This is a genomic window from Bacillus sp. GbtcB10, from assembly GCF_019091365.1.
Taxonomy (GTDB): domain Bacteria; phylum Bacillota; class Bacilli; order Bacillales; family Bacillaceae; genus Bacillus; species Bacillus altitudinis.
The window spans coordinates 138,847-159,097 of the sequence record NZ_JAGXJP010000006.1 but is presented as its reverse complement, the minus strand read 5'-3'; the positions used below and the strand labels follow the sequence as shown (position 1 = coordinate 159,097).

Annotated in this window: 19 protein-coding genes; 12 read left to right on the top strand and 7 right to left on the bottom strand. The window is 43.9% G+C overall.

Features of this window, described 5'->3' with window-relative positions; genetic code table 11:
* The first annotated feature begins 89 nt into the window (after positions 1-89).
* Positions 90-1,427 (top strand): aminotransferase-like domain-containing protein, encoded by a 1,338-nt coding sequence (locus KVT11_RS18360; RefSeq protein WP_210552303.1) that lies wholly within the window; start codon positions 90-92, stop codon positions 1,425-1,427.
* On the opposite strand, the gene KVT11_RS18355 is transcribed toward KVT11_RS18360, so the two are convergent.
* Positions 1,414-2,115, bottom strand: coding sequence for a 4'-phosphopantetheinyl transferase family protein (locus tag KVT11_RS18355; protein WP_136944918.1), 702 nt, complete (start codon positions 2,113-2,115; stop codon positions 1,414-1,416). The genes KVT11_RS18360 and KVT11_RS18355 overlap by 14 nt on opposite strands.
* Positions 2,116-2,258: 143 nt before the next feature.
* On the opposite strand from KVT11_RS18355, the gene KVT11_RS18350 reads away from it, so the two are divergent.
* On the top strand, positions 2,259-3,119 hold the full coding sequence (locus KVT11_RS18350) for an effector binding domain-containing protein (RefSeq protein WP_025206735.1): 861 nt from the start codon (positions 2,259-2,261) through the stop codon (positions 3,117-3,119).
* A 25-nt stretch (positions 3,120-3,144) separates the two neighbouring features.
* Here KVT11_RS18350 and KVT11_RS18345 read toward each other — a convergent pair whose 3' ends face one another.
* The 5 genes from KVT11_RS18345 to tcyA all read right to left on the bottom strand — a co-directional run bounded on the left by KVT11_RS18345 (position 3,145) and on the right by tcyA (position 6,858).
* Positions 3,145-3,735 carry a hypothetical protein gene (locus KVT11_RS18345; protein ID WP_017358533.1) on the bottom strand — a complete coding sequence of 197 codons (591 nt, stop codon included), beginning with the start codon at positions 3,733-3,735 and terminating at the stop codon, positions 3,145-3,147.
* Positions 3,736-3,820: 85 nt separating this feature from the next.
* Positions 3,821-4,465: a YczE/YyaS/YitT family protein gene (locus KVT11_RS18340; RefSeq protein ID WP_007498187.1), complete on the bottom strand. Its 645-nt coding sequence runs from the start codon at positions 4,463-4,465 to the stop codon at positions 3,821-3,823.
* A 142-nt stretch (positions 4,466-4,607) separates the two neighbouring features.
* Positions 4,608-5,351 carry an amino acid ABC transporter ATP-binding protein gene (locus KVT11_RS18335; RefSeq protein WP_007498183.1) on the bottom strand — a complete coding sequence of 248 codons (744 nt, stop codon included), beginning with the start codon at positions 5,349-5,351 and terminating at the stop codon, positions 4,608-4,610.
* A 12-nt stretch (positions 5,352-5,363) separates the two neighbouring features.
* The gene (locus KVT11_RS18330; protein ID WP_017366604.1) at positions 5,364-6,056 is read right to left on the bottom strand and encodes an amino acid ABC transporter permease; all 693 of its coding nucleotides are present in this window, start codon (positions 6,054-6,056) and stop codon (positions 5,364-5,366) included.
* A complete protein-coding gene (tcyA, locus tag KVT11_RS18325) occupies positions 6,043-6,858 on the bottom strand; it encodes a cystine ABC transporter substrate-binding lipoprotein TcyA (RefSeq protein WP_007498178.1) in 816 nt (271 codons plus the stop codon). The genes KVT11_RS18330 and tcyA overlap by 14 nt, the downstream gene beginning before the upstream one ends.
* Before the next feature lie 361 nt (positions 6,859-7,219).
* Here tcyA and KVT11_RS18320 point away from each other — a divergent pair, with 361 nt between their 5' ends.
* Both KVT11_RS18320 and KVT11_RS18315 read left to right on the top strand, forming a co-directional pair.
* A complete protein-coding gene (locus KVT11_RS18320) occupies positions 7,220-7,840 on the top strand; it encodes a dienelactone hydrolase family protein (RefSeq protein ID WP_050826943.1) in 621 nt (206 codons plus the stop codon).
* Between the two features lie 288 nt (positions 7,841-8,128).
* Entirely contained in the window at positions 8,129-9,562 is a 1,434-nt protein-coding gene (locus tag KVT11_RS18315) for an amino acid permease (protein WP_008347282.1), read from the top strand.
* Between the two features lie 44 nt (positions 9,563-9,606).
* On the opposite strand, the gene KVT11_RS18310 is transcribed toward KVT11_RS18315, so the two are convergent.
* Positions 9,607-11,100: a peptide MFS transporter gene (locus KVT11_RS18310; RefSeq protein WP_039166246.1), complete on the bottom strand. Its 1,494-nt coding sequence runs from the start codon at positions 11,098-11,100 to the stop codon at positions 9,607-9,609.
* A gap of 263 nt (positions 11,101-11,363) precedes the next feature.
* Here KVT11_RS18310 and KVT11_RS18305 point away from each other — a divergent pair, with 263 nt between their 5' ends.
* From KVT11_RS18305 to KVT11_RS18270, 8 genes are all read left to right on the top strand, one after another.
* A complete protein-coding gene (locus KVT11_RS18305) occupies positions 11,364-13,148 on the top strand; it encodes a right-handed parallel beta-helix repeat-containing protein (protein ID WP_116307415.1) in 1,785 nt (594 codons plus the stop codon).
* A gap of 198 nt (positions 13,149-13,346) precedes the next feature.
* On the top strand, positions 13,347-14,672 hold the full coding sequence (locus KVT11_RS18300) for an LLM class flavin-dependent oxidoreductase (RefSeq protein ID WP_116307416.1): 1,326 nt from the start codon (positions 13,347-13,349) through the stop codon (positions 14,670-14,672).
* Between the two features lie 17 nt (positions 14,673-14,689).
* Positions 14,690-15,193 (top strand): GNAT family N-acetyltransferase, encoded by a 504-nt coding sequence (locus KVT11_RS18295; RefSeq protein ID WP_024720188.1) that lies wholly within the window; start codon positions 14,690-14,692, stop codon positions 15,191-15,193.
* Positions 15,194-15,215: 22 nt separating this feature from the next.
* Positions 15,216-16,010 carry an amino acid ABC transporter substrate-binding protein gene (locus KVT11_RS18290; RefSeq protein WP_007498164.1) on the top strand — a complete coding sequence of 265 codons (795 nt, stop codon included), beginning with the start codon at positions 15,216-15,218 and terminating at the stop codon, positions 16,008-16,010.
* 24 nt (positions 16,011-16,034) lie between these two features.
* Positions 16,035-16,709: an amino acid ABC transporter permease gene (locus KVT11_RS18285; protein ID WP_007498163.1), complete on the top strand. Its 675-nt coding sequence runs from the start codon at positions 16,035-16,037 to the stop codon at positions 16,707-16,709.
* A 12-nt stretch (positions 16,710-16,721) separates the two neighbouring features.
* Positions 16,722-17,468, top strand: coding sequence for an amino acid ABC transporter ATP-binding protein (locus KVT11_RS18280; RefSeq protein ID WP_007498162.1), 747 nt, complete (start codon positions 16,722-16,724; stop codon positions 17,466-17,468).
* Positions 17,469-17,501: 33 nt separating this feature from the next.
* Positions 17,502-18,659 carry an amidohydrolase gene (locus KVT11_RS18275; protein ID WP_108611491.1) on the top strand — a complete coding sequence of 386 codons (1,158 nt, stop codon included), beginning with the start codon at positions 17,502-17,504 and terminating at the stop codon, positions 18,657-18,659.
* Positions 18,650-19,984: an MmgE/PrpD family protein gene (locus KVT11_RS18270; protein ID WP_116307418.1), complete on the top strand. Its 1,335-nt coding sequence runs from the start codon at positions 18,650-18,652 to the stop codon at positions 19,982-19,984. The genes KVT11_RS18275 and KVT11_RS18270 overlap by 10 nt, the downstream gene beginning before the upstream one ends.
* Positions 19,985-20,251 lie beyond the last annotated feature (267 nt).

The window sequence follows — 20,251 nt, the reverse complement described above, 5'->3', positions numbered from 1 at the left end:
ACCGGTTCTGTCTTTTTATCGTAAACGGATCAAGTAAAGTGTACAATAAGAGTTATTGATATCTGTACCGGTACAAGGAGGGTAGTACTGTGAGGAAATATGATCAGCTTGTGTTGAATATAAAAAACAAAATCGAGAGCGGCGAATACAATGCTGGAATGAAAATCCCATCCATTCGTCACTTAGCGGCTCAATATGCTGTGAGCAAAAGCACTGTCATAAAAGCACTAGATACATTAGAGCGTGAACACTTGCTGTACTCTGTAGAAAGAAGTGGCTATTTTGTCGTAAAAACCAATCAGTCAGCTGTTAAGAAGGGCAGCACATGGATTGATTTTGCTTCCTCCGCGCCTGATCCCATTGTGTTTCCGTATGTCGATTTTCAGCACTGCATCAATCAAGCGATTGATCTGTATCAAAATGATTTATTTATCTATGGCACCACCAATGGATTACCATCTTTACTGCCAATCATTTCAAAGCGTTTAACGGATTATCAAGTGTTTGCCTCTCCAGAACAGATCGTCATGACTTCTGGTATTCAGCTGGCCTTATCGATTTTAAGCACCATCCCGTATCCGAATGGAAAACAGACCATATTGGTCGAACAGCCAGGCTATCACCTATTCCTCCAATACTTAGAGAAAAACCAGCTGCCTGTCCGGGGAATTCAGCGGACGGAAAACGGACTCGATCTTCAGGAATTGGAGCGTATCTTTCGGGAGGAGGATATTCGCTTTTTCTATACGATGCCAAGGTTTCAAAACCCGCTTGGAACGAGTCTGTCGAAACAAGAAAAAATAGCGATTGCAGCCCTTGCCGAAGCATATGATGTCTACATCGTTGAAGACGATTATTTGGCTGATTTAGAATTCGATACAAAAAGAGACCCGATCTATTCATATGATCGGGCGGGGAAGGTCATTTATTTAAAAAGCTTCTCAAAAATCATTTTTCCGGGGCTTAGAACAGGTGCTGTCGTCTTACCAAACGAGCTGATTGGCCCCTTTAGTGAACATAAACGGCTTATTGATATCGACAGCTCGATGCTCTCGCAGGCTGCTTTAGAAATTTATTTGAAAAGCGGGATGTTTGAGCGTCATAGAGAAAGGATGCAGGCGACCTATAGAGCTCGATCCAAACAACTTGTGGCCTGTTTGAAAAATGATCAAGGCGCTTATGAGCTGGGAGAAGAGGAGCCAGCTACCCATACCCAAGTTCGTGTCGACCGGTCCATTCCGATGAATCAGCTCATTCAGCAGCTAAAAAAGGCTTCTGTGATGGTTCAGCCGATCGACCGCCATTTCATTTCTACTTATCATAAGGAGCCTATACTTCAGCTGAACATTTGGCATGTAAAAGAAGAGGAAATCGCACGAGGCATCGATTTGCTCAAGTCATCACTTCAACAAATCACACGTTATTAAGGCGAGACAGCATGTTCTCACAAGTGAGTATCTCGACATGCTCAGCCGCAGCGGGTTTTCTTGTACAAACCGCCATTTGGTAGGCAGGATCAAGCGAATATGTTTGGACAACGCAAGGGGCTTCGTGATCAGGTAATCTCAAAGTAGCCTGTCCATCCTCTGACAAGCGAGCGGTAAAGGATGAAAGACCATAGGATATTCCCTTCCCTGTCAGCTTAATAAAAGCCTCCTTCATGGACCATAAATGAAAGAAATAGGCTTCCTGCTGTTCTGCCGGTTGTGAGAGTAAATCTTGATATTCGTCAGCTGAAAAAAATCGTTTGGCAATGGCTAAATCAATCGGTTTAATCTCTTCAATATCAATGCCAACAGGCGCATCATCTACTGCGCCCACGACCCAATCACCAGAGTGAGAAAGATTAAAATGAAAAGAAGGAATTTGCCGGACAACAGGCTTTCCCTTCCCTTCTGTTTCAAAAATGATCTGTTCCATAGGCAGTGCGTACATCTCATGAATGATGTGACGAATCAGTACCTCACCTAAAAGCGTTCTTCTTGCATCGATCAAAAAACGAAAGCGCTCAGCGGCGGCGCGTTTTTCAAGTGACACAAAAGGCTTCAGCTGTTCTATTTGTTTTCGTGCATTTTTATCATCTAAAGGTTGTAATTGAATAGCGAAAATCTTCATAACGGACCTCGATTTTTTACATTTATTGTACCATTGGATGAACACATGCAAAAGAGAAACAGACATCCTGTTCAATGAAAGCACAAAATGACAGGAAGGTGCGGGCGGTTCTCGATATAGTGGAAAAGGAAGGAGAGGGAAAAATGATTCACTTGATCATGGATAGTATCAATTATATGGAAGAGAGGCTGGATCAGCCTTTGCAGATCGAAGAAGTGGCAGAGGCCGCCTGTATGTCTAAATTTCATTATCAGCGGCTATTCCATATGCTGACGGGAATTGCAGTAGCAGAATATATTCGCAAAAGACGATTAACCCTTGCGGCAGAAGAATTCATGACCAAGCAAGTGAAAGTCATTGATGCGGCGGTGAAGTATGGCTATGAAACCCCAGAGTCGTTTGCGAAAGCCTTCAAGCGGCATCATGGATATACACCGGCAGCAGTGAAAACAGGCGAGTATACAGTGAAAGCATACCCCCGTCTCTCCTTCGAACTTCAAATAAAAGGAGTCGAACCGATGCATTATCGAATTGTGGAAAAGGATTCATTTTCAATCATGGGCAGAAGACTAAAGACAACAACAAAGAATAGCCAAAACAAACAGGATATTCCCGCCTTTTGGAAGCGTGTCAATCAAGAAGGATGGACGGATTCACTGGCTCATGTAGCTGGAGAACTCGGATATATCGGTGTATGTGCACATTTTGATGAAACGCTTGAAACATTTGACTATATCATTGGGATTGAGCAAGGTGAGGAAGAACCAGATTCGACCATGACAGTCGAGCAGATTCCGGCCAGTACGTGGGCTGTATTTCAGGCAAAGGGGCCTGTCGAAATCGCTGTGCATTCAACATGGACACGTATTTTCACAGAATGGTTTCCTGCCTCAGGATATGAGCATGCTGGGGGAATGGAGATGGAAACGTACCCTTTAGATGGAGAGATAAATTCTCCAGATCATGTGACATTGATTTGGATTCCAATCCGTAAACAATCATAAAAAAGGCAGCGTATCTTGCTGCTTTTTATCCTTGTGTGAGGACGTGAACACCGTTTGGATCGGTCGTATTCATCCCATGAGAATCTATCATCTTCACTTCAAGTAAAGAGAGACGTTCTCCCTTTTTCCAATGAATAGGTTGTGTCAAACCGTCCAGCAACTGATCGACCGTAGGTGTATGAGTCAAATCAGGTACTGCGATCGTCATCTCGGCAATTGCTTCTTCACCAGTTTCAATCACATCTGTCCGCCGCTGCAATTCAAGCCTTAAGCGCATCGGTGTAGAAAGAAACGTTCTTCGCTCCCCGGTCTGGATTGCCCAGTTTCTCTTTTGCGCTTGTACCAGCAGCTGATCATATTCATCATCAGTCACTAGAAAGCCGATGTGATCAAAAAGGACTTTTTTACTATAACCAAATGTGATATTGATCTGTCCCTTTCTCATCTCAATGATTCGGAAAGAGGGCTTCTTCTCTCTAAAATCATCCCATGTCTGCGGAGGGGGAAAGGAACCTTCCTTTGCGAAACGCCCCTTTACTTCAAAGCCTAATGAGGTGTACGCCTTCTCTGTCTCCTCAACAAATGGTGTCCAGTAATGATAATGGAAAAGCTGCATCAGAGGATCATCTCCTGTTTTAAGAATATTGCGTCTATTTAGTTTAGCACAAAACAAGCCATTCATTTAGTAGAATGGCTTGTTCTTATCGGGTAAGGGTCTGAACAGGTTTCTCCGCTGTTTTTGTAATGAGCAGTTGCAAGAGCCGTGTCGATTGTGGCAATGAAAAGCGAAGGACGAGTCCGGTAAAGATGGCCGTCAGAATCGTTCCAATGCCAATCGGGCCGCCGAGCATCCATGCAAATAGGAGCACGGTTAACTCAATACCATTTCGAACCCACTGCACGTTCAGCCCCGTTTTTGCTGAGATGAGCAACATTAATGAATCCCTTGGCCCAGCGCCAAGGTTGGCTGAGACATAAATGCCAACGCCATACCCAGACACAATCACGCCCGTAATAAACACATATAAAGCAGGTAAATACCCATGTGGTGCAGGTAATACTGCATTAAAGAAATCAATAAACACGCCGATCAGCACCATATTGAGCAGGGCGCCGATCTTTGGAAAAGATTTCGTGAAAACAGATGTCAGTGTCACAATCAGTGCACCAATAATGATCGACCATTGTCCAATGGTTAAACCAAAATGCTGAAACAGTCCATAATGAAAAGCGTCCCACGGACCAATGCCAAGGATCTTTCCCTTCACTGTCAGCGATAGTCCAAAAGCAAGTACAATTAATCCAACAAAATAAAAAAACCAACGTAAAAGATGTTCCCGCTTCAAAAGCTTTCCCTTCTTTCTTAAACACTCGATTTCAATCGTAACATACTCGCACGCCCCTTTAAATGGCTTTGCTTAATGTAATCGCTTACTTTGAAAGAGGTAAAAAAAGGCTGTTCTCACATGATGAGAACAGCCTTTTTGATCACACTGGATTCAAAATCCGGTTTAAGAATTGTTTTGTTCGTTCTTCCTTTGGTCGTTTGAAGATTTCTTCCGGAGGACCTTGTTCGACGATGACGCCGCCATCAATAAAAATCACTTCGTCCGCCACTTCTTGGGCAAACTTGATTTCATGTGTGACAACCGCCATCGTCCAGCCTTCTTTCGCTAAATCCTTCATGACCTTTAAGACTTCCCCGACAAGCTCAGGATCAAGCGCAGAGGTTGGTTCATCAAAAAGCATAAGCTCTGGCTGAATGGCAAGTGCACGGGCAATGCCGACACGCTGCTTTTGACCGCCTGACAGCTGGAAGGGATACAAATCTTTTTTATCCTCAAGTCCTACCTTTTGCAGAAGCTGAATCGCTTCTTTTCGCACCGCTTCTTTCGGACGGCGCTGGACTTGGACTGGACCTTCCATCACATTCTCAAGAACAGTGCGATGTGGGAACAGATGATAATCTTGAAACACCATGCCTGACTTCCGGCGAAGCTTGAGCAAATCAGCTTGTTTATTTTTTTTAGAAAAATCAATCGAGAAATCATCGAAGGTAAAGGAGCCGGCATTTGGAATTTCAAGTGCATTTAAACAGCGAAGCATCGTTGTTTTTCCTGAACCTGATGGACCAAGAATCGCCACAACCTGCCCTTTGTTGATCGTAAAATCAATCGACTTTAAAATCTCATTTTCACCAAAGGATTTGTTTAAGCCTTTGACTGTTAGCATGTCGTTCCCTCCTTACCTTGCGACATATCGATCAAGTCGTTTTTCAATTTGGTGTTGAACGAGCGATAGAATGAAGCAGAATACCCAATAGATCAGGGCTGCTTCCATATAAATAAATAATATTTGATCCAAGTTCGCCGCAGCAATTTCCTGTGATTTACGGAACATCTCTGCCACAAGGATTTGGGAGGCAAGCGATGTATCTTTCACCAAACTAATGAATGAATTAGACAGCGGCGGAATCGATACACGCACTGCCTGCGGTAAAATCACGCGGACGAGCGTTTTGCGATGGGTCATCCCAATCGAATACCCCGCTTCCCATTGTCCTTTTGGAACAGAGAGGACGGATGCACGAATAATTTCCGAAGCATACGCACCTACGTTTAAAGAAAAAGCGATGATAGCACTTGGATATGGATCCAGTGTGATATTAAATGTCGGAAAGAAATAGAAAATAATAAACAATTGCACAAAAAGCGGCGTTCCGCGAACGGCCGACACATAGATGGAGAAAATCCATCTGAGGGCTTTGATTTTAGACATTCTAGCAAGAGCTGTCACAAGCGCGATAAAAAGACCAATAATGAAGGCAATGATGGCAAGGGGGATTGTATAATAAATCCCCTGCATCACCATTGGCCAAAAAGATTGCTGAAGAAGATCCCAAGGAATGACGACTCCTAGGGTATTACTTTGTAACATCTTCACCAAACCATTTCTTAGAAATCTTAGCAAGTGTACCGTCTTTTTTCATTTCTTTTAATGCGCCATTCACTTTGTCAACGACTTCGCCGCTGCCTTTTCTGAAGGCAAAATACGTTTCTTGTGGATCTCCTGTTTCAAATGCAACTTTTAGGTTTTTGTTACCGCTTGTTTTCAAGTAATTCAAGACAGCTAATTTATCATTGAACGTCAAATCAGCACGCCCTTGCTGAATCAATTGAATGGATTGTGCAAGACCTTCAACCCCTTCAATTTTAGCGCCAGCATCTGTAGCTAATTTGTTATAGTTACTTGTTAATGATTGCGCTGCTTTTTTGCCTTTCACATCAGAAAGTTTCTTGATGTCATTGTTATCTGATTTTGTCACAACAATGGCTTGAGACGTTGTGTATTTATCAGAGAAATCATATTGATTTTCACGTCCAGTTTTACCAACTTGGTTCGCTACCACATCAAAACGTTTAGAATTCAGACCAGCAAACATGCTGTCCCATTGTGTTTCTTTGAATTCTGGTTTTAAGTCAAGACGTTTTGCGACTTCTGTGATGACCTCGACATCATAGCCAGTTAATTTATCTGTTTTTTTGTCATGGAAGGTGAAAGGAGCATATGTACCTTCTGTACCGATGGTTAATACGCCTTTATCCTGAATGGATTTCCAAAGGTCACCTGATTCCTTAGACCCAGATTGTTTATTTGCGCTGTCATTTGCAGCTGATCCACATGCTGTGATCAATGCAACACAAGCGCCTAAAATAATGGCAAAGAACATTTTTTTCATTTTATTCCCCACTTTTCTTGTTGGTATTTACAACATATGATCTTACAGAGAAGCAACCTAAAAGTAAAGCATTTGAAACTAGCTTGAGCGAATCTCACCAACTTTATGCCTTGAACTGGTTGAACGGATAAACGATAGAACTATACCCAAAACAAAAGGTGGATAAAACCAAACGCATTCTCAAACGATGATGAAGAGAGTTCGATTGATGAGAATGTGAGATAGACTACTTAATGGTAAAATATGCTATGATTTTCACATCGAAAGAAGTTTATGTGGGTGTTGATCAGTCGACTTAAATGACTTTCTAAAGTACAAGATCCTCCAGTGAACAAACGGAATAAAAGGGAAGTGTGATCATTTGCATACATCGAAACAAAAACCTGTCATGATTTTAGTACACGAAATATACGGAATAAATGATCATATGAAGAGTATGATCGATCATTTTGACAAAGCTGGTTTTGAGGTTTATTGTCCTCATTTATTAGGACAGGCTAAACACTTCCCTTATGCCAGTGAGAATGAGGCATATGACTACTTTATGAATAAAGTTGGTTTTGATGAATCGGTAAAGATCGTATTGAATGTGGCAAAAGAGTTAAAAACGAAAAATGCAGAGAGAGACATATGTCTGATAGGTTTTAGTGTGGGGGCAACAATTGCTTGGCAATGCAGCCAATATGATCAGTTGTTTACCGGAGTCATTGGATTTTATGGTTCAAGGATAAGGGATTTTCTTGATATGACGCCTTCCTGTAAAACGCTGTTATTTTTCCCGGAAGTTGAAGCTTCTTTTAACCCTCGGGAGGTTGCGGATGTTTTGGAGAAAAGGGAAAAGCTTTGCGTGAAAATAGTAAAGGGGCAGCATGGGTTCGCCAATCCAGATTCTGCGACTTTTCACGCTGAATCTAAAAATCGCTGCTTTCAAGAAATCGATGGTTTTATCAAAGAGTGTCTACAAAAGGAAAATGACTCATGACTGTTTGAAATGAGACTCGAATAGAGGGAAATGAAACCAGTGTCTCATGTAAGTTTGCATGCTGGTTTTTTCGTACAATTCTGTTGGATATTAGGCATCCTATCAAATGATCAAAATCACCGTATAGTTGTGCGAACATTACTAAAATAAAGACTTTGTTACAGTGACGATAGAAGGAAGCATATTTATTATAAAAGATGTATAATTAGTAGGTTATTTTGAAAATGGAATAATTACATGGAGACATGTTTTGATAACAGAACATCTTAGAAGAAGGAGGGCATCATTGTGGATGTTGGACAAAATCAGCCCGAACAATTGAAAAGGGCGATGACCTCCCGCCATTTATTTATGATTTCTCTTGGCGGTGTCATTGGGACAGGCTTTTTCCTTGGAACAGGCTATACGATTGGGCAAGCAGGGCCAGTTGGAGCTGTTCTTTCCTATATTGTGGGCGGATTGATTATGTATTTAACCATGCTGTGTCTTGGAGAGCTCTCAGTCGCGCTTCCTGTGTCGGGGTCGTTTCATACGTATGCGACGAAATTTGTGAGTCCTGCAGCAGGATTTGCTGTTGGCTGGATTTATTGGCTTGGCTGGGCAGCCACTGTGGCGCTGGAATTTTTATCAGCAGGGCAGCTGATGAGACGCTGGCTTCCACAAGTGGATGTGTGGATTTGGTGTCTCATATTTGGGCTGTGTTTGTTCTTATTAAATGCCAGGTCAGCGAAAGCGTTCGGGGAGTCGGAGTTTTTCTTTTCAACCATTAAGATTGTTGCCATCTTACTATTTATTGGCGTAGGCGGAGCGGCGATGTTTGGTTTTATTCAAACGACGAGCGGGGAACCAGCTCCTTACTTTAGTCATTTTGTGAGTGACGGTCTGTTTCCGAATGGCTTGCTCGCAGTAGTCGTCACGATGATCACGGTGAATTTTTCGTTTCAAGGAACGGAGCTGATCGGGATTGCGGCAGGAGAAAGTGAAAATCCAGAGAAAACCGTGCCTCGCTCGATTCATCAGACGGTTTGGCGCACCCTTGTCTTTTTCGTTTTATCTATTTTTGTCTTAGCGGGCATGGTGCCTTGGAAGGAAGCAAGTGTGCTGCAAAGCCCATTTGTCACTGTGTTTGAGAGAACGGGCATTCCTTATGCGGCAGATATCATGAACTTTGTCATTATCATTGCTTTATTATCTGTGGCGAACTCTGGCCTATATGCCTCTACGAGAATGCTGTACTCTTTGTCGAAGGAAGGAATGGCAGGGAAGGCGTTTAGACGAGTCAATCAGCGGGGCATCCCGATGAATGCCTTACTGCTCACTTTCCTGTTTACAGGTATTTCGTTATTATCAGGATTCTTTGCAGAGAAAACCGTTTTTGCTTGGATCGTGTCTATTGCAGGCATGAGCGCCCAAACCGGCTGGATTACGATTACATTATCACAGCTGCTTTTCCGCAGAAGATATTTGAAAGCAGGCGGAAAGCTGGAAAACCTAAAATTTAAAACCCCTCTTTATCCGGTACTGCCGATCATTGCGATCACGCTGAACTCGATTGTGCTAATCAGTCTTGCCTTTGATGCCGAGCAGCGGATTGGGCTGTATGTCGGCGTACCGCTCATGATCATTGGATATGTTGTCTATCACCGCTATGTGAAAAAACATCAGGTGAAAAGTGAACCGCTCCAGTTGCAAATCCACGGAGATGATGAGATTCGGTTTTAATTCAAAAAAAGAAGCCTTCCCATTTGGGAGGCTTCTTTTTCAATTTAATGCACGCCTTTCATCGCTTTCTTAATCACCGGTGTAAGCAGGAGCATGACACCACATAAAATGATGGCGAGCATACCGATGATCCCGAAATAAACGGTTTCTGGCACTTTATCAAACAGCTTGACCACTTGTGCATTAATGGCTTGTGCCATTGCATTTGAAAGGAACCAAAGGCTCATCGTTTGCGCTGAGAAGGCAGCAGGTGCCAGTTTTGTTGTGGCTGACAGCCCAACTGGTGATAAGCAAAGCTCTCCGATGACGACAAGGAAGAAGCTTAGAACGAGCCATAGTGGGCTTACAAGTGTATGTGGTCCAGACATGTAGGCAGGAATGATCATAATGATAAAGGATAATCCTGCGAACAGAAGGCCAAGTGAGAATTTAATCGGGGTAGACGGCTGTTTCTTACCGAGTCTGACCCATAACCAAGCAAATACTGGTGACAGGAGCACAATAAAGATTGGGTTCAATGATTGGAACCAAGAAGAGGCTAATGTCATGCCAAGGAAATTCAAGTTTGTTCGCTGATCTGCATATGTGGCTAAAATATTTGAGCCTTGTTCTTGAATGGCCCAGAACATCACCGCAGCTAGGAACAATGGAATATAAGCGAGTACCCTCGACTGCTCCACTGCACTCGTTTTTTTACTAAAATACATCACAATAAAATAAACAATTGGAATCAGCACACCAAGGACACTGACAAACCAAGTGAATAGATTAATCGTGAGCGCTCCTGTTTGAATGCCGATGACAGCAAAAACAGCAAGTACAATCACGATCAATGTACCGAAAATTTTGAAGTTCTTGCGTTCAGCAGCTGATAGTGGATTTGTGACATAAGTGCCGGCAAGTCCAAGATTCGGCTTTTTCGTGATGACAAACGTAATCAGTCCAACAAGCATACCAACGGCAGCGAGTGAGAAACCAAGGTGGAAATTCACTTTTTGACCGAGTGTTCCGACAATTAATGGGGCGATAAAACCACCCATGTTGATCCCCATATAGAAAATACTGAATCCAGAATCCCTGCGAGGGTCTGTTTTTGTATACAGGTCACCGACTATGTTTGACACGTTCGGCTTTAGGAGACCTGTTCCAATAATAATCAGCCCCATACTAATAAAGAGCGCTGTTGCACCGCTAGGCAGTGCCAAAATGACATGACCAAGCATAATGAATACCCCGCCATAAAAGACCGTACTGGACGAACCAAATACCCGGTCGGCAAGCCATCCGCCAATAATGCCTGACATGTAGACAAGCGCACCATAGACAGACATGATCGAATTAGCGGTTGTCTGGTCGAAGCCAAGACCGCCTTTTGTCACCTCTGTGTACATATAATAAATAAGCAGTGCACGCATGCCATAATAAGAAAAACGCTCCCAAAATTCAGTGAAAAACAGTGTGTAAAGTCCTTTAGGATGTCCAAAAAACCCTTTTTGAGGAACACTTTTAACAATTTTATCGTGGTCAATTGTAGACATGGCATAGATCCTTTCTTAAAAAAAGAGATATGAGAAAAATGATATTCTTGTATAGTTCTTGTGTCAATATAAAACTATTCTAAAACAGGAAAATGTTAGTTCAATAGGCGTAAAGACTCAAAAAGATGAAAAATTCGCTCAAGTATAAATCATCGGAAAGTTATTCCAGAAGAATTTATATAAAATTTGAAATATCGTACAAGCAAACCTTTCCCACATGCATAGGATGACAAGAGGACATGTGTAAAAAGGAGGGGTTTTCATTGGGGGATGTAAATGAATCTGATCTGAAGAAACCCATTGTCAATGTATTAGACTTTGGCGTGATTGCTGACGGGAAAACAGACTGTACAGCGAAACTGAACGAATGCCTGGAATGGACAAAAGCACAGGGCTACTCCCACGTCTGGCTGCCGAGTGGAACGTATCTAATAGATGCGGTGTACAGGGGGGATCAATTTTTTCCTTTTCGTCATGCCGGCATACGAGTGCCAAGTCATATTTGTATTGAGATGGCATCAGATGCCGTCATCAAAGTGAAACCAAATGATTCGTGGGGATATGCAGCCTTTTATATAGGAGAGGTAGAGCATGTGACCATTCGGGGCGGGCGGATTGAAGGCGACCGTGATGAGCATGTGTATAAGGCGCTCCCGCCAGAAAGAAAAACACATGAATGGGGCTTCGGGGTGTGTATTGAAGGTGCTTCCCATGTGAATATCGATCGTGTTCAAATAAACAATTGTACGGGAGACGGCATCATTGTCAGTCCGCACGGTTTATTGACCCATATCGAATCGTACTCGCCTGCTTCGTCTATTCATATTTCTGGCTGCACCATCACTGATTCAAGGCGAAACAATATTTCTATTACAGGCTGTGATGGTGTCATTGTGGAAGACTGTTTGCTTGAAAGGGCAGGGGTAAACGGGGTCGAGCCAAAAATGGGCATTGATATTGAAGGATACGGAGAAAATGCGACCAACTTGGAGGAACCGCTGAATATTCAGATTCGAAACAACATAGTCAGAGGCGGCGCAGCCAGCTCTATCTATAATTTCAATGGCTATGGTGTGATCATTGAAGGCAATCAAACGGACAGCAGTATCTCCTATGGCTTTGCCACTGAAATGATCATTGCGAATAATTTGATTCGTGCAGTGGGAGGGGGCGTGACAAAAGCAGGGATTACGAGCTTAGGTGTGCCGCTTGATCAATCGGAAAACAATGTGATCATTATTGGCAATATGATTGAAGGATTTGAAAAGGGTATTGATGTGAGGGGAGACAGCGTGCACATCACAGGTAATAAAATCAGTCTTTTTGAAGATGCGGCTGTGACTGTCTACATGGCCAATCGTATTTTAATAGAAGGAAACCATATTGAGTCAGGGACAAACACACGGCTTAGAAGTACATCGCTGCGTATTTATCAATCAGACAGCATTGTTTTTTCAAACAATACCGTCTACTCTGTCATCGATGCGGCGATGGTCAGAGGAACGAATATCTTAATTCAGCATAATCAATTCAAGGAATTCAGCCGAGGGATATGGGTGCAGGAGGGAGAAGCGGGGATCAACGGCAATCACTTTATTCAAGAAGGACATTCACAGCTCGCATCTTCGTATACAATCAGCGTGACAGGAAATGCAAAGGCTTTCATATGGCAGAATCGTTTTAAGCACTATCAAAACTATGCCGTCTACAGCAATACGACCGCTCCTTTAGAGATTAAAGACAATTCCTTTGAAGAAACGTCCTTATATGTGGTGATGTATATTAAAAATGGCTCACCCCAAATTGGTGATAACCGCTTTTATTTAAATCGTTCAATCGGACAGCCGACAGCCGTTTTTCTTGATGAAGTTGTCTCAGCACGTGTGCTGCGGAATAACATCATTAATCTCTCTCCTCAAAAAGCGATTGCCGTCCGCACCATATCTTCCACTCATTCAGTGATTGCCCATAACGTACTGGAGCGCAGTCAATTGATGACACACTCCACGGACCGGCTCATCGGAAATATTGAAATTGATCCACCGTAAACGCCTGTAAATCCCTTTTTTTGGAGGTTCAGAAGGCGGTTGACAATCATGTAAAAAGGGCATATAGTAATAATTATTTTTCATTTTTCGCAACATTTGCCCTTTTTTTATGGATAAAACCGATTAATTCAATCAGAAAAATGTATCTTGTAAAATAATCACTTGATACAAGGAAGATATAGAAAGGATGAAGAACAAGTGTCACAGCCGAAACGGAAGCTCAAGCTAGGCGTATTCATCGCGGGAACTGGACATCATGTCGCCTCTTGGAGACATCCGAAAGCAGTACCAGACGCAGCCATGAATCTTGATTACTTTAAACAATTAGCGAAAAAGGCCGAGGAAGGGAAGCTGGATTTGCTCTTTTTAGCCGACAGCTTATCAATTAATCATACATCTCATCCAAATGTATTAACGAGATTTGAACCGCTCACCCTGCTTTCTTCGATTGCAGAGTCTACCTCTACAATTGGTTTAGCAGCAACAGCATCCACTACATACAGTGAGCCATTCCATATTGCGAGACAGTTTGCCTCACTCGATCATTTATCAGGCGGACGAGCAGCATGGAATGTGGTCACATCTTCTATTGAAGAAACAGCGAAAAATTTTAGCGGAGAAGAGCATTTAGCACACCACAAACGATACGAACGAGCTGAAGAATTCGTCGATGTCGTCAAAGGTCTGTGGGATTCTTGGGAAGAGGACGCACTTATCAGAAACCAAGAAACAGGAGAATTCTTTGAGACTAGTAAGCTTCATGAGCTGCAGCACAAAGGTGAATTCTTCTCCGTACGGGGTCCGCTTAATGTATCACGCACCCCTCAAGGACAGCCGGTGATCATTCAAGCAGGGTCTTCTGAAGATGGTCAAAAGCTTGCGGCTAAAACGGCTGAGCTTATTTTCACGGCACAAAACGATCTCGATAAAGCGAAGGAATTTTACCAAAGCTTGAAGGGAAAAGTAGAGGCTGCTGGGCGAGCTAAAGAGGATGTCAGCATCATGCCGGGCATCTTCCCAATCATTGCCGATACTGTCGAAGAAGCAAAAGCGAAGTATGAAGAATTACAAGAGCTGATTGTTCCAGAGATCGGCCTTAGCATTTTACAAAACTACTTAGGGGGTATTGATCTTTCCCAGTATCCACTAGACGGACCGCTTCCAGAGATTGATCCAAGCGCGTCAAATGCCGTGAAAAGCCGCTTTGACCTTGTGATGAATATGGCGAGAAAGGACAACCTGACCATTCGCCAGCTCTACCAATCTGTTGCAGGGTCCCGTGGGCACCATATCTTCATTGGAACACCAGAGCAGCTAGCAGATGTGATGGAGACATGGCTCGTTGAGGAAGCAGCCGACGGTTTTAACGTGATGCCGCCATTATTGCCAGAAGGACTTGATGCCTTCGTAGACCGCGTCGTTCCGATCCTTCAGGAAAGAGGCCTGTTCAAAACAGAATACACAGGAAAAACTTTACGAGAAAATCTCGGATTAAAACAGCCAAAAAATCGCTACACGACATAAAGGTGAGGTGACTAACGTTGGGATATACGTTTCGTCTGGCAACTGAGGATGATATAGAAGCGCTGCTTGAACTGACAACAAGAGCCTATGAACCGATTCGTGAGCTCGGCATCCAGTTCCAAGCAGCACATGCAGATGTCGCCCTCGTTCAGAAAAATGTACAAAAGAACCTTTGCTATGTAATGGAAGAAAACGGAGAGCTTCTCTCCACCTTATCACTCCGTATGCCTTGGGGAGAACAGCCAGGACCATTCGGCGTTCCGCATATTTGGTGGTTTGCTTCAGAACCAGCGGCAAAAAAAGGCACAGGCTCAGCCTTGCTTGAGTGGGTTGAAACGGAAGTGCTAAGGGACACACTAAAGGTACCGTTTGTCTCTCTTGGGACAGCTGATAAGCATCCGTGGCTCATGGACATGTATGAGCGTAAAGGCTATGTCAGAGCAGGTGAAAAGGATTTAGGCAAAGGCCATATCACCATTTATTTTAAAAAACAATTAAGATCAGATATTACACAACCATAAGAGGAAAGAAGGGTGTACGAACATGAAAAACAAAAAGTGGCTAGTTGTTTTATTTGCGGCAATGCTTGCGGTGTTAGCGGCATGCGGCGGGGGCAATCAGAGTGAAGGCAAAGACGAAAAAGTGCTTAAAGTGGGTGCTACAGGCCAAAGCTATCCATTTGCTTATAAAGAAAACGGCAAACTAGTAGGATTTGATGTTGAGGTCACAGAAGCCATTGCAAAAAAGCTAGGCTACAAACTAGACTGGCAGTTGAGTGAATTCAGCGGACTGATGGGCCAGCTGACATCTGGTAAGCTGGATACCGTATCAAACCAAGTTGCGATTACAGATGAGCGTAAACAAACGTTCAACTTTACAGATACGTATGCATACGCAGGAACACAAATCATTGTCAAGAAGGACAACAAGGACATTAAAGGACTTGATGACTTAAAAGGAAAAACGGTGGCGGCTGTTCTTGGCTCAAACCATGCCAAAAACCTAGAGAGCAAAGATCCAGACAAGAAAATCAACATCAAAACATATGAAACACAAGACGGTGTCTTAAATGAAGTCGCAAATGGCCGTGTAGATGCTTACGTCAACGGACGCAGTGTCTTGTTAGCTCAAATTGAAAAAACAGGACTTCCACTCAAAATCGTCGGCAACCCAATCGTATATGAAGAAGTCGGCTACCCATTTGCCAAAGATGAAAAGCACGACAAGCTAAGAGAAGAATTCAATCAAGCGATCAAAGAATTAAGAGAAGACGGAACACTGAAGAAATTGTCTGAGAAATATTTCAAAGACGATGTCACAGTTCCAATTAAAAAATAACAACAGCGGCGGTGAAAAGCAGACATGAATCACATTGATTGGCAGTATATGGTGACGGTTTTTCCAACCTTGATTCAATACTTGCCGATAACGATCTTCATGGCGATTGTCTCCATGGTATTTGCCATTATCATTGGTGTGGTATTCGCGCTTATAACGAAAAACCGGATACCTGTCTTATACCAATTTGCCAAGCTGTATATTTCTTTTTTCAGAGCGGTTCCAACTTTGGTTCAGCTCTTTCTCATTTATTTTGGTCTTCCGCAGCTATTCCCTGCGATGACCTCAATGGATGCCTTAACAGCGGTCATTATCGGTTTAAGTATTAAAAACTCAGCGTACTTAGCAGAAATTTTTAGAGCGGCTCTTAATTCAGTGGATGAAGGGCAGCTTGAGGCCTGTTTATCTGTCGGCATGACAAGATGGCAGTCTTACGTCAGAATTATTTTCCCGCAGGCCGTCAGAAATGCCATTCCAGCGACGGGGAATACCTTTATTGGTCTTTTAAAAGAAACATCGCTTGCCTTTACCATTGGGGTAGCAGAAATGTTTGCGCAAGGGAAAATGATTGCATCGGCCAACTATAAGTACTTTGAAACGTATTTAGCGGTTGGCATTGTGTATTGGGTGCTCACCATCATTTATAGTTTCCTGCAAGACCTATTTGAACGAAAAATCAGCAAACCTTACCGGAATTAAGGAGGTGTGGACATGATCAAGCTCACCAATTTGAAAAAATCATTCGGCGACCTTGTCGTCTTAGACGGAATTAATCTTGACGTGCAAAAAGGGCAGGTTGTGGCCATTATCGGACCTTCTGGCTCCGGTAAATCAACATTGCTGCGCTGTCTAAATCTATTAGAAACGCCAGATGAAGGTACGATTGAAATTGGCGATGCGAAGCTGAATGCGTCTAAATATACACGTAAAGAAGCCCATCACCTGCGTCAGCAAACGGCCATGGTGTTTCAAAACTATAATTTATTCAAAAACAAAACAGCCCTGCAAAACATTACAGAGTCACTGCTTGTGACGAAAAAAATGACAAAACAGCAGGCAAATGAAATCGGTATGAAGCTATTGAAACAAGTAGGGCTAGAACAAAAAGCTGACAGCTATCCGGTTACACTATCCGGCGGTCAGCAGCAGCGAATTGGGATTGCCCGTGCGTTAGCGGTCGATCCACATGCGATTTTGCTGGATGAACCAACGTCAGCACTAGATCCAGAACTTGTCTCAGGTGTGCTTCAAGTCATTAAATCCATTGCCATTCAAGAAACAACGATGATCATCGTGACACATGAAATGGCGTTTGCAAGAGAAGTAGCAGATCATGTCATTTTTATGGCAGATGGTCATATCATCGAGCAAGGGACGCCAACCGAACTATTTGACGAAACGAAGAATGAACGAACAAAACGATTTATCCAAAAAGAAGCAGCGGCTGAAGAAGCATAAGCTGCTTTTTACTCTTTAGAGGGGTGAGTATCAGTGAAATCATTAGGAAATGAAGCTTTAAACAAACGTTTAATTAACATGCGCCGAGCGCTTCATGAGCATCCAGAGCTGGCATTTGAAGAGTATGAAACGACAAAAAAACTACGAGGCTGGTTACAAGAGGAAGGGATCACAGTACTCAATTTCCCAGATCTTCAAACAGGAGTCGTTTGTGAAATCAAAGGAGAACAAGAGGGACCAACGATTGCTCTGAGAGCCGATATTGACGCACTTCCAATTGAAGAAGCATCTGGCGAACCATTTTCTTCAAAGATACAGGGGAAAATGCATGCATGTGGTCATGATTTCCATACCGCTTCGATTTTTGGTGCGGCCGTCCTATTAAACGAACGGAAACATGAGCTCAAGGGAACAGTCCGCATTTTGTTCCAGCCGGCTGAAGAAGTGGCGCAAGGAGCGAAACACGTCATAGAGGCGGGCGTCTTAAATGGAGTGGATGCGATATTTGGTATGCACAATAAACCTAACCTGCCAGTTGGCACCATCGGGATAAGAGAAAAAGCGTTAATGGCGAGTGTCGATCGGTTTGAAATCGACATTAAAGGAACGGGTGGTCATGCTGGAATTCCAAATCACACAATTGATCCGATTGCCATCAGCGGTCAGATCACAAGCGCCCTACAGCAAATTGTTAGCCGCCGCATTAGTTCCTTGCATCATGCGGTTGTCAGCATCACACGTATTCAAGGTGGCACATCATGGAATGTGATACCTGATCGCGTCGAGATGGAAGGGACCGTTCGGACGTTTGAACCTGAAGTGAGAGCGATGATTCCAGATCTCATGAAACAAATCGTGAGCGGTATCGCAGAAGGGTTTGGCGCAAAGGCAGATGTGAAATGGCATCCGTATTTGCCTTCTGTGATGAATGATGAGCGTTTGACAAAGGTTGTGGAAGAAACGGCGGGAGCGCTTGATCTCGCAGTAGTAGAGGCAGAGCAGTCACCAGGCGGAGAAGACTTTGCCCTTTACCAAGAGCGCATTCCAGGCTTTTTCGTCTGGATGGGGACGAGCGGTACCGAGGAATGGCATCACCCTGCCTTTACGTTAAATGAAGAGGCACTCCCTGTTGCCGCTGCTTTCTTCTCCGAGCTTGCGGTTCGGGCGTTGGAGTCAAGAACATGGAACTAACGAAACAGCTCGCAGAGGCAGTGCTATCTGCTGATCCGCTGCAAGATCAACAGGCCGTTCAAATGGCTCGAAACGGTTTGTTAGACGCTGCGGCAGCAGCGCTTGCTGCAAAAGAGGATGAAGGGATTCAGAAGCTCATGGCGCTGGTGGAACAAGAAGGCGGCGCGGCTCAAATTCCCGTCATTGGACAAGGGAAGAAGGTCAGCCGTCAATCCGCAGCCATGCTAAATGGCTACCTGATTCACGCCCTTGATTATGATGATGTGCATTCTGATGTGAGAGGACACCCAAGTGCGGTGATCATTCCTGCCTTGCTTTCCCAGCTGACAGACGGTGAGGCATATGGTGATCGATTTTTGAGTGCCTACATCACAGGTGTTGAAGTGATGGCAAGGCTTGGGGTATCCATCGGCAAATCGCATTATGAGCGGGGATGGCACAATACGGGAACTCTCGGAGCCATTGCAGCGGTCTGTGCGATTGGTTATTTGAAACAAGTTTCACAGAAAGAGCTGGCGAAAGCGATCGGCTTTGCAGGTGCGCAATCAGCTGGAATGCGAAAGCAGTTTGGGGCTGATATGAAACCATTACAAGCTGGCCTCGCTGCTAAAACAGCCGTATGGTCCATGGATTTAGCTTGTTCAGGTTTTGGCGGGAGTGAATCGCTTCTGGATGGAGAGCTGGGCTTCTTTTCTCTCTATGGGGATCAGAAATTAGCGGAAAGGCGTTTGCTAGAAGACTATGGCACTGCGTGGCGTATCGTGTCGCCAGGTCTATGGTTTAAAGTGTATCCGTTCTGTTCAGCGGCACATCATGCAGCCGATGCGATCGAGTCATTAGTACAAGAATACAATTCCTTACAGGAGAAGATCGAACAGGTCGACGTCATGTTTCCGCCTGGCGGTGATGCCGCACTCACGGAGCGGGCACCTTTGACGGGAGAAGAGGGACGATTTAGTGTCGAGTATGTCATCGCACTAGCGGTGTTTGGACAACCTTTATCACTGGATGCTTTTACGAAAAAAGCCATTTCACCAGAGCTGCGGACATGGATGAAGCGGGTAAATAGAGTATATGATCAAACGATAAAACCCCATCCAGACGCAGTGCCAAAAGGGCGATTTACGATTGTAAAGCTCAACTTATCTGACGGGTCCACCATCAGCAAACGGGTCGATATCCCTCGGGGAGCACCAGGCTGTGCGTTATCGACAGAAGACATCATACAAAAGTTAAGCAGCGTCACCAGCACATCACAGGCAAAGCAGCTTTTACAGGCGGTTGAAGAGGGGAATGACGCTGCTTACTTGCAACTGCTGGCATGACAAGGAAAAGGGCTCATCAATCAGATGAGCTCAGCGTGTAGACAAACCCTCGCATTTGGTGTCAGGTCTGTGCGCCGGTGCTCACGAATGTCAAATTCGCTCCGCTCCGGTGCTCGCCCTTCCTAGACTGCAAAGGTTTTCTATCACGCTGAAAAGAAGACAAAGGGCTAAAATCAAGTTCATTTTAGCCCTTTGTCAACAATTTGGGCTCATCAATCAGATGAGCTTTTTTTCATAACAAAAATCAATGCGGCTCACCTCGACACC

What these genes read in the sequence shown, in the direction of transcription:
- KVT11_RS18355 (WP_136944918.1), bottom strand. Translation starts at nt 2,115, where the DNA reads ATGAAGATTTTCGCTATTCAATTACAACCTTTAGATGATAAAAATGCA.
- KVT11_RS18270 (WP_116307418.1), top strand. Translation starts at nt 18,650, where the DNA reads ATGGAACTAACGAAACAGCTCGCAGAGGCAGTGCTATCTGCTGATCCG.
- KVT11_RS18335 (WP_007498183.1), bottom strand. Translation starts at nt 5,351, where the DNA reads ATGCTAACAGTCAAAGGCTTAAACAAATCCTTTGGTGAAAATGAGATT.
- KVT11_RS18330 (WP_017366604.1), bottom strand. Translation starts at nt 6,056, where the DNA reads ATGTTACAAAGTAATACCCTAGGAGTCGTCATTCCTTGGGATCTTCTT.
- tcyA (WP_007498178.1), bottom strand. Translation starts at nt 6,858, where the DNA reads ATGAAAAAAATGTTCTTTGCCATTATTTTAGGCGCTTGTGTTGCATTG.
- KVT11_RS18310 (WP_039166246.1), bottom strand. Translation starts at nt 11,100, where the DNA reads ATGTCTACAATTGACCACGATAAAATTGTTAAAAGTGTTCCTCAAAAA.
- KVT11_RS18280 (WP_007498162.1), top strand. Translation starts at nt 16,722, where the DNA reads ATGATCAAGCTCACCAATTTGAAAAAATCATTCGGCGACCTTGTCGTC.
- KVT11_RS18285 (WP_007498163.1), top strand. Translation starts at nt 16,035, where the DNA reads ATGAATCACATTGATTGGCAGTATATGGTGACGGTTTTTCCAACCTTG.
- KVT11_RS18290 (WP_007498164.1), top strand. Translation starts at nt 15,216, where the DNA reads ATGAAAAACAAAAAGTGGCTAGTTGTTTTATTTGCGGCAATGCTTGCG.
- KVT11_RS18345 (WP_017358533.1), bottom strand. Translation starts at nt 3,735, where the DNA reads ATGCAGCTTTTCCATTATCATTACTGGACACCATTTGTTGAGGAGACA.
- KVT11_RS18350 (WP_025206735.1), top strand. Translation starts at nt 2,259, where the DNA reads ATGATTCACTTGATCATGGATAGTATCAATTATATGGAAGAGAGGCTG.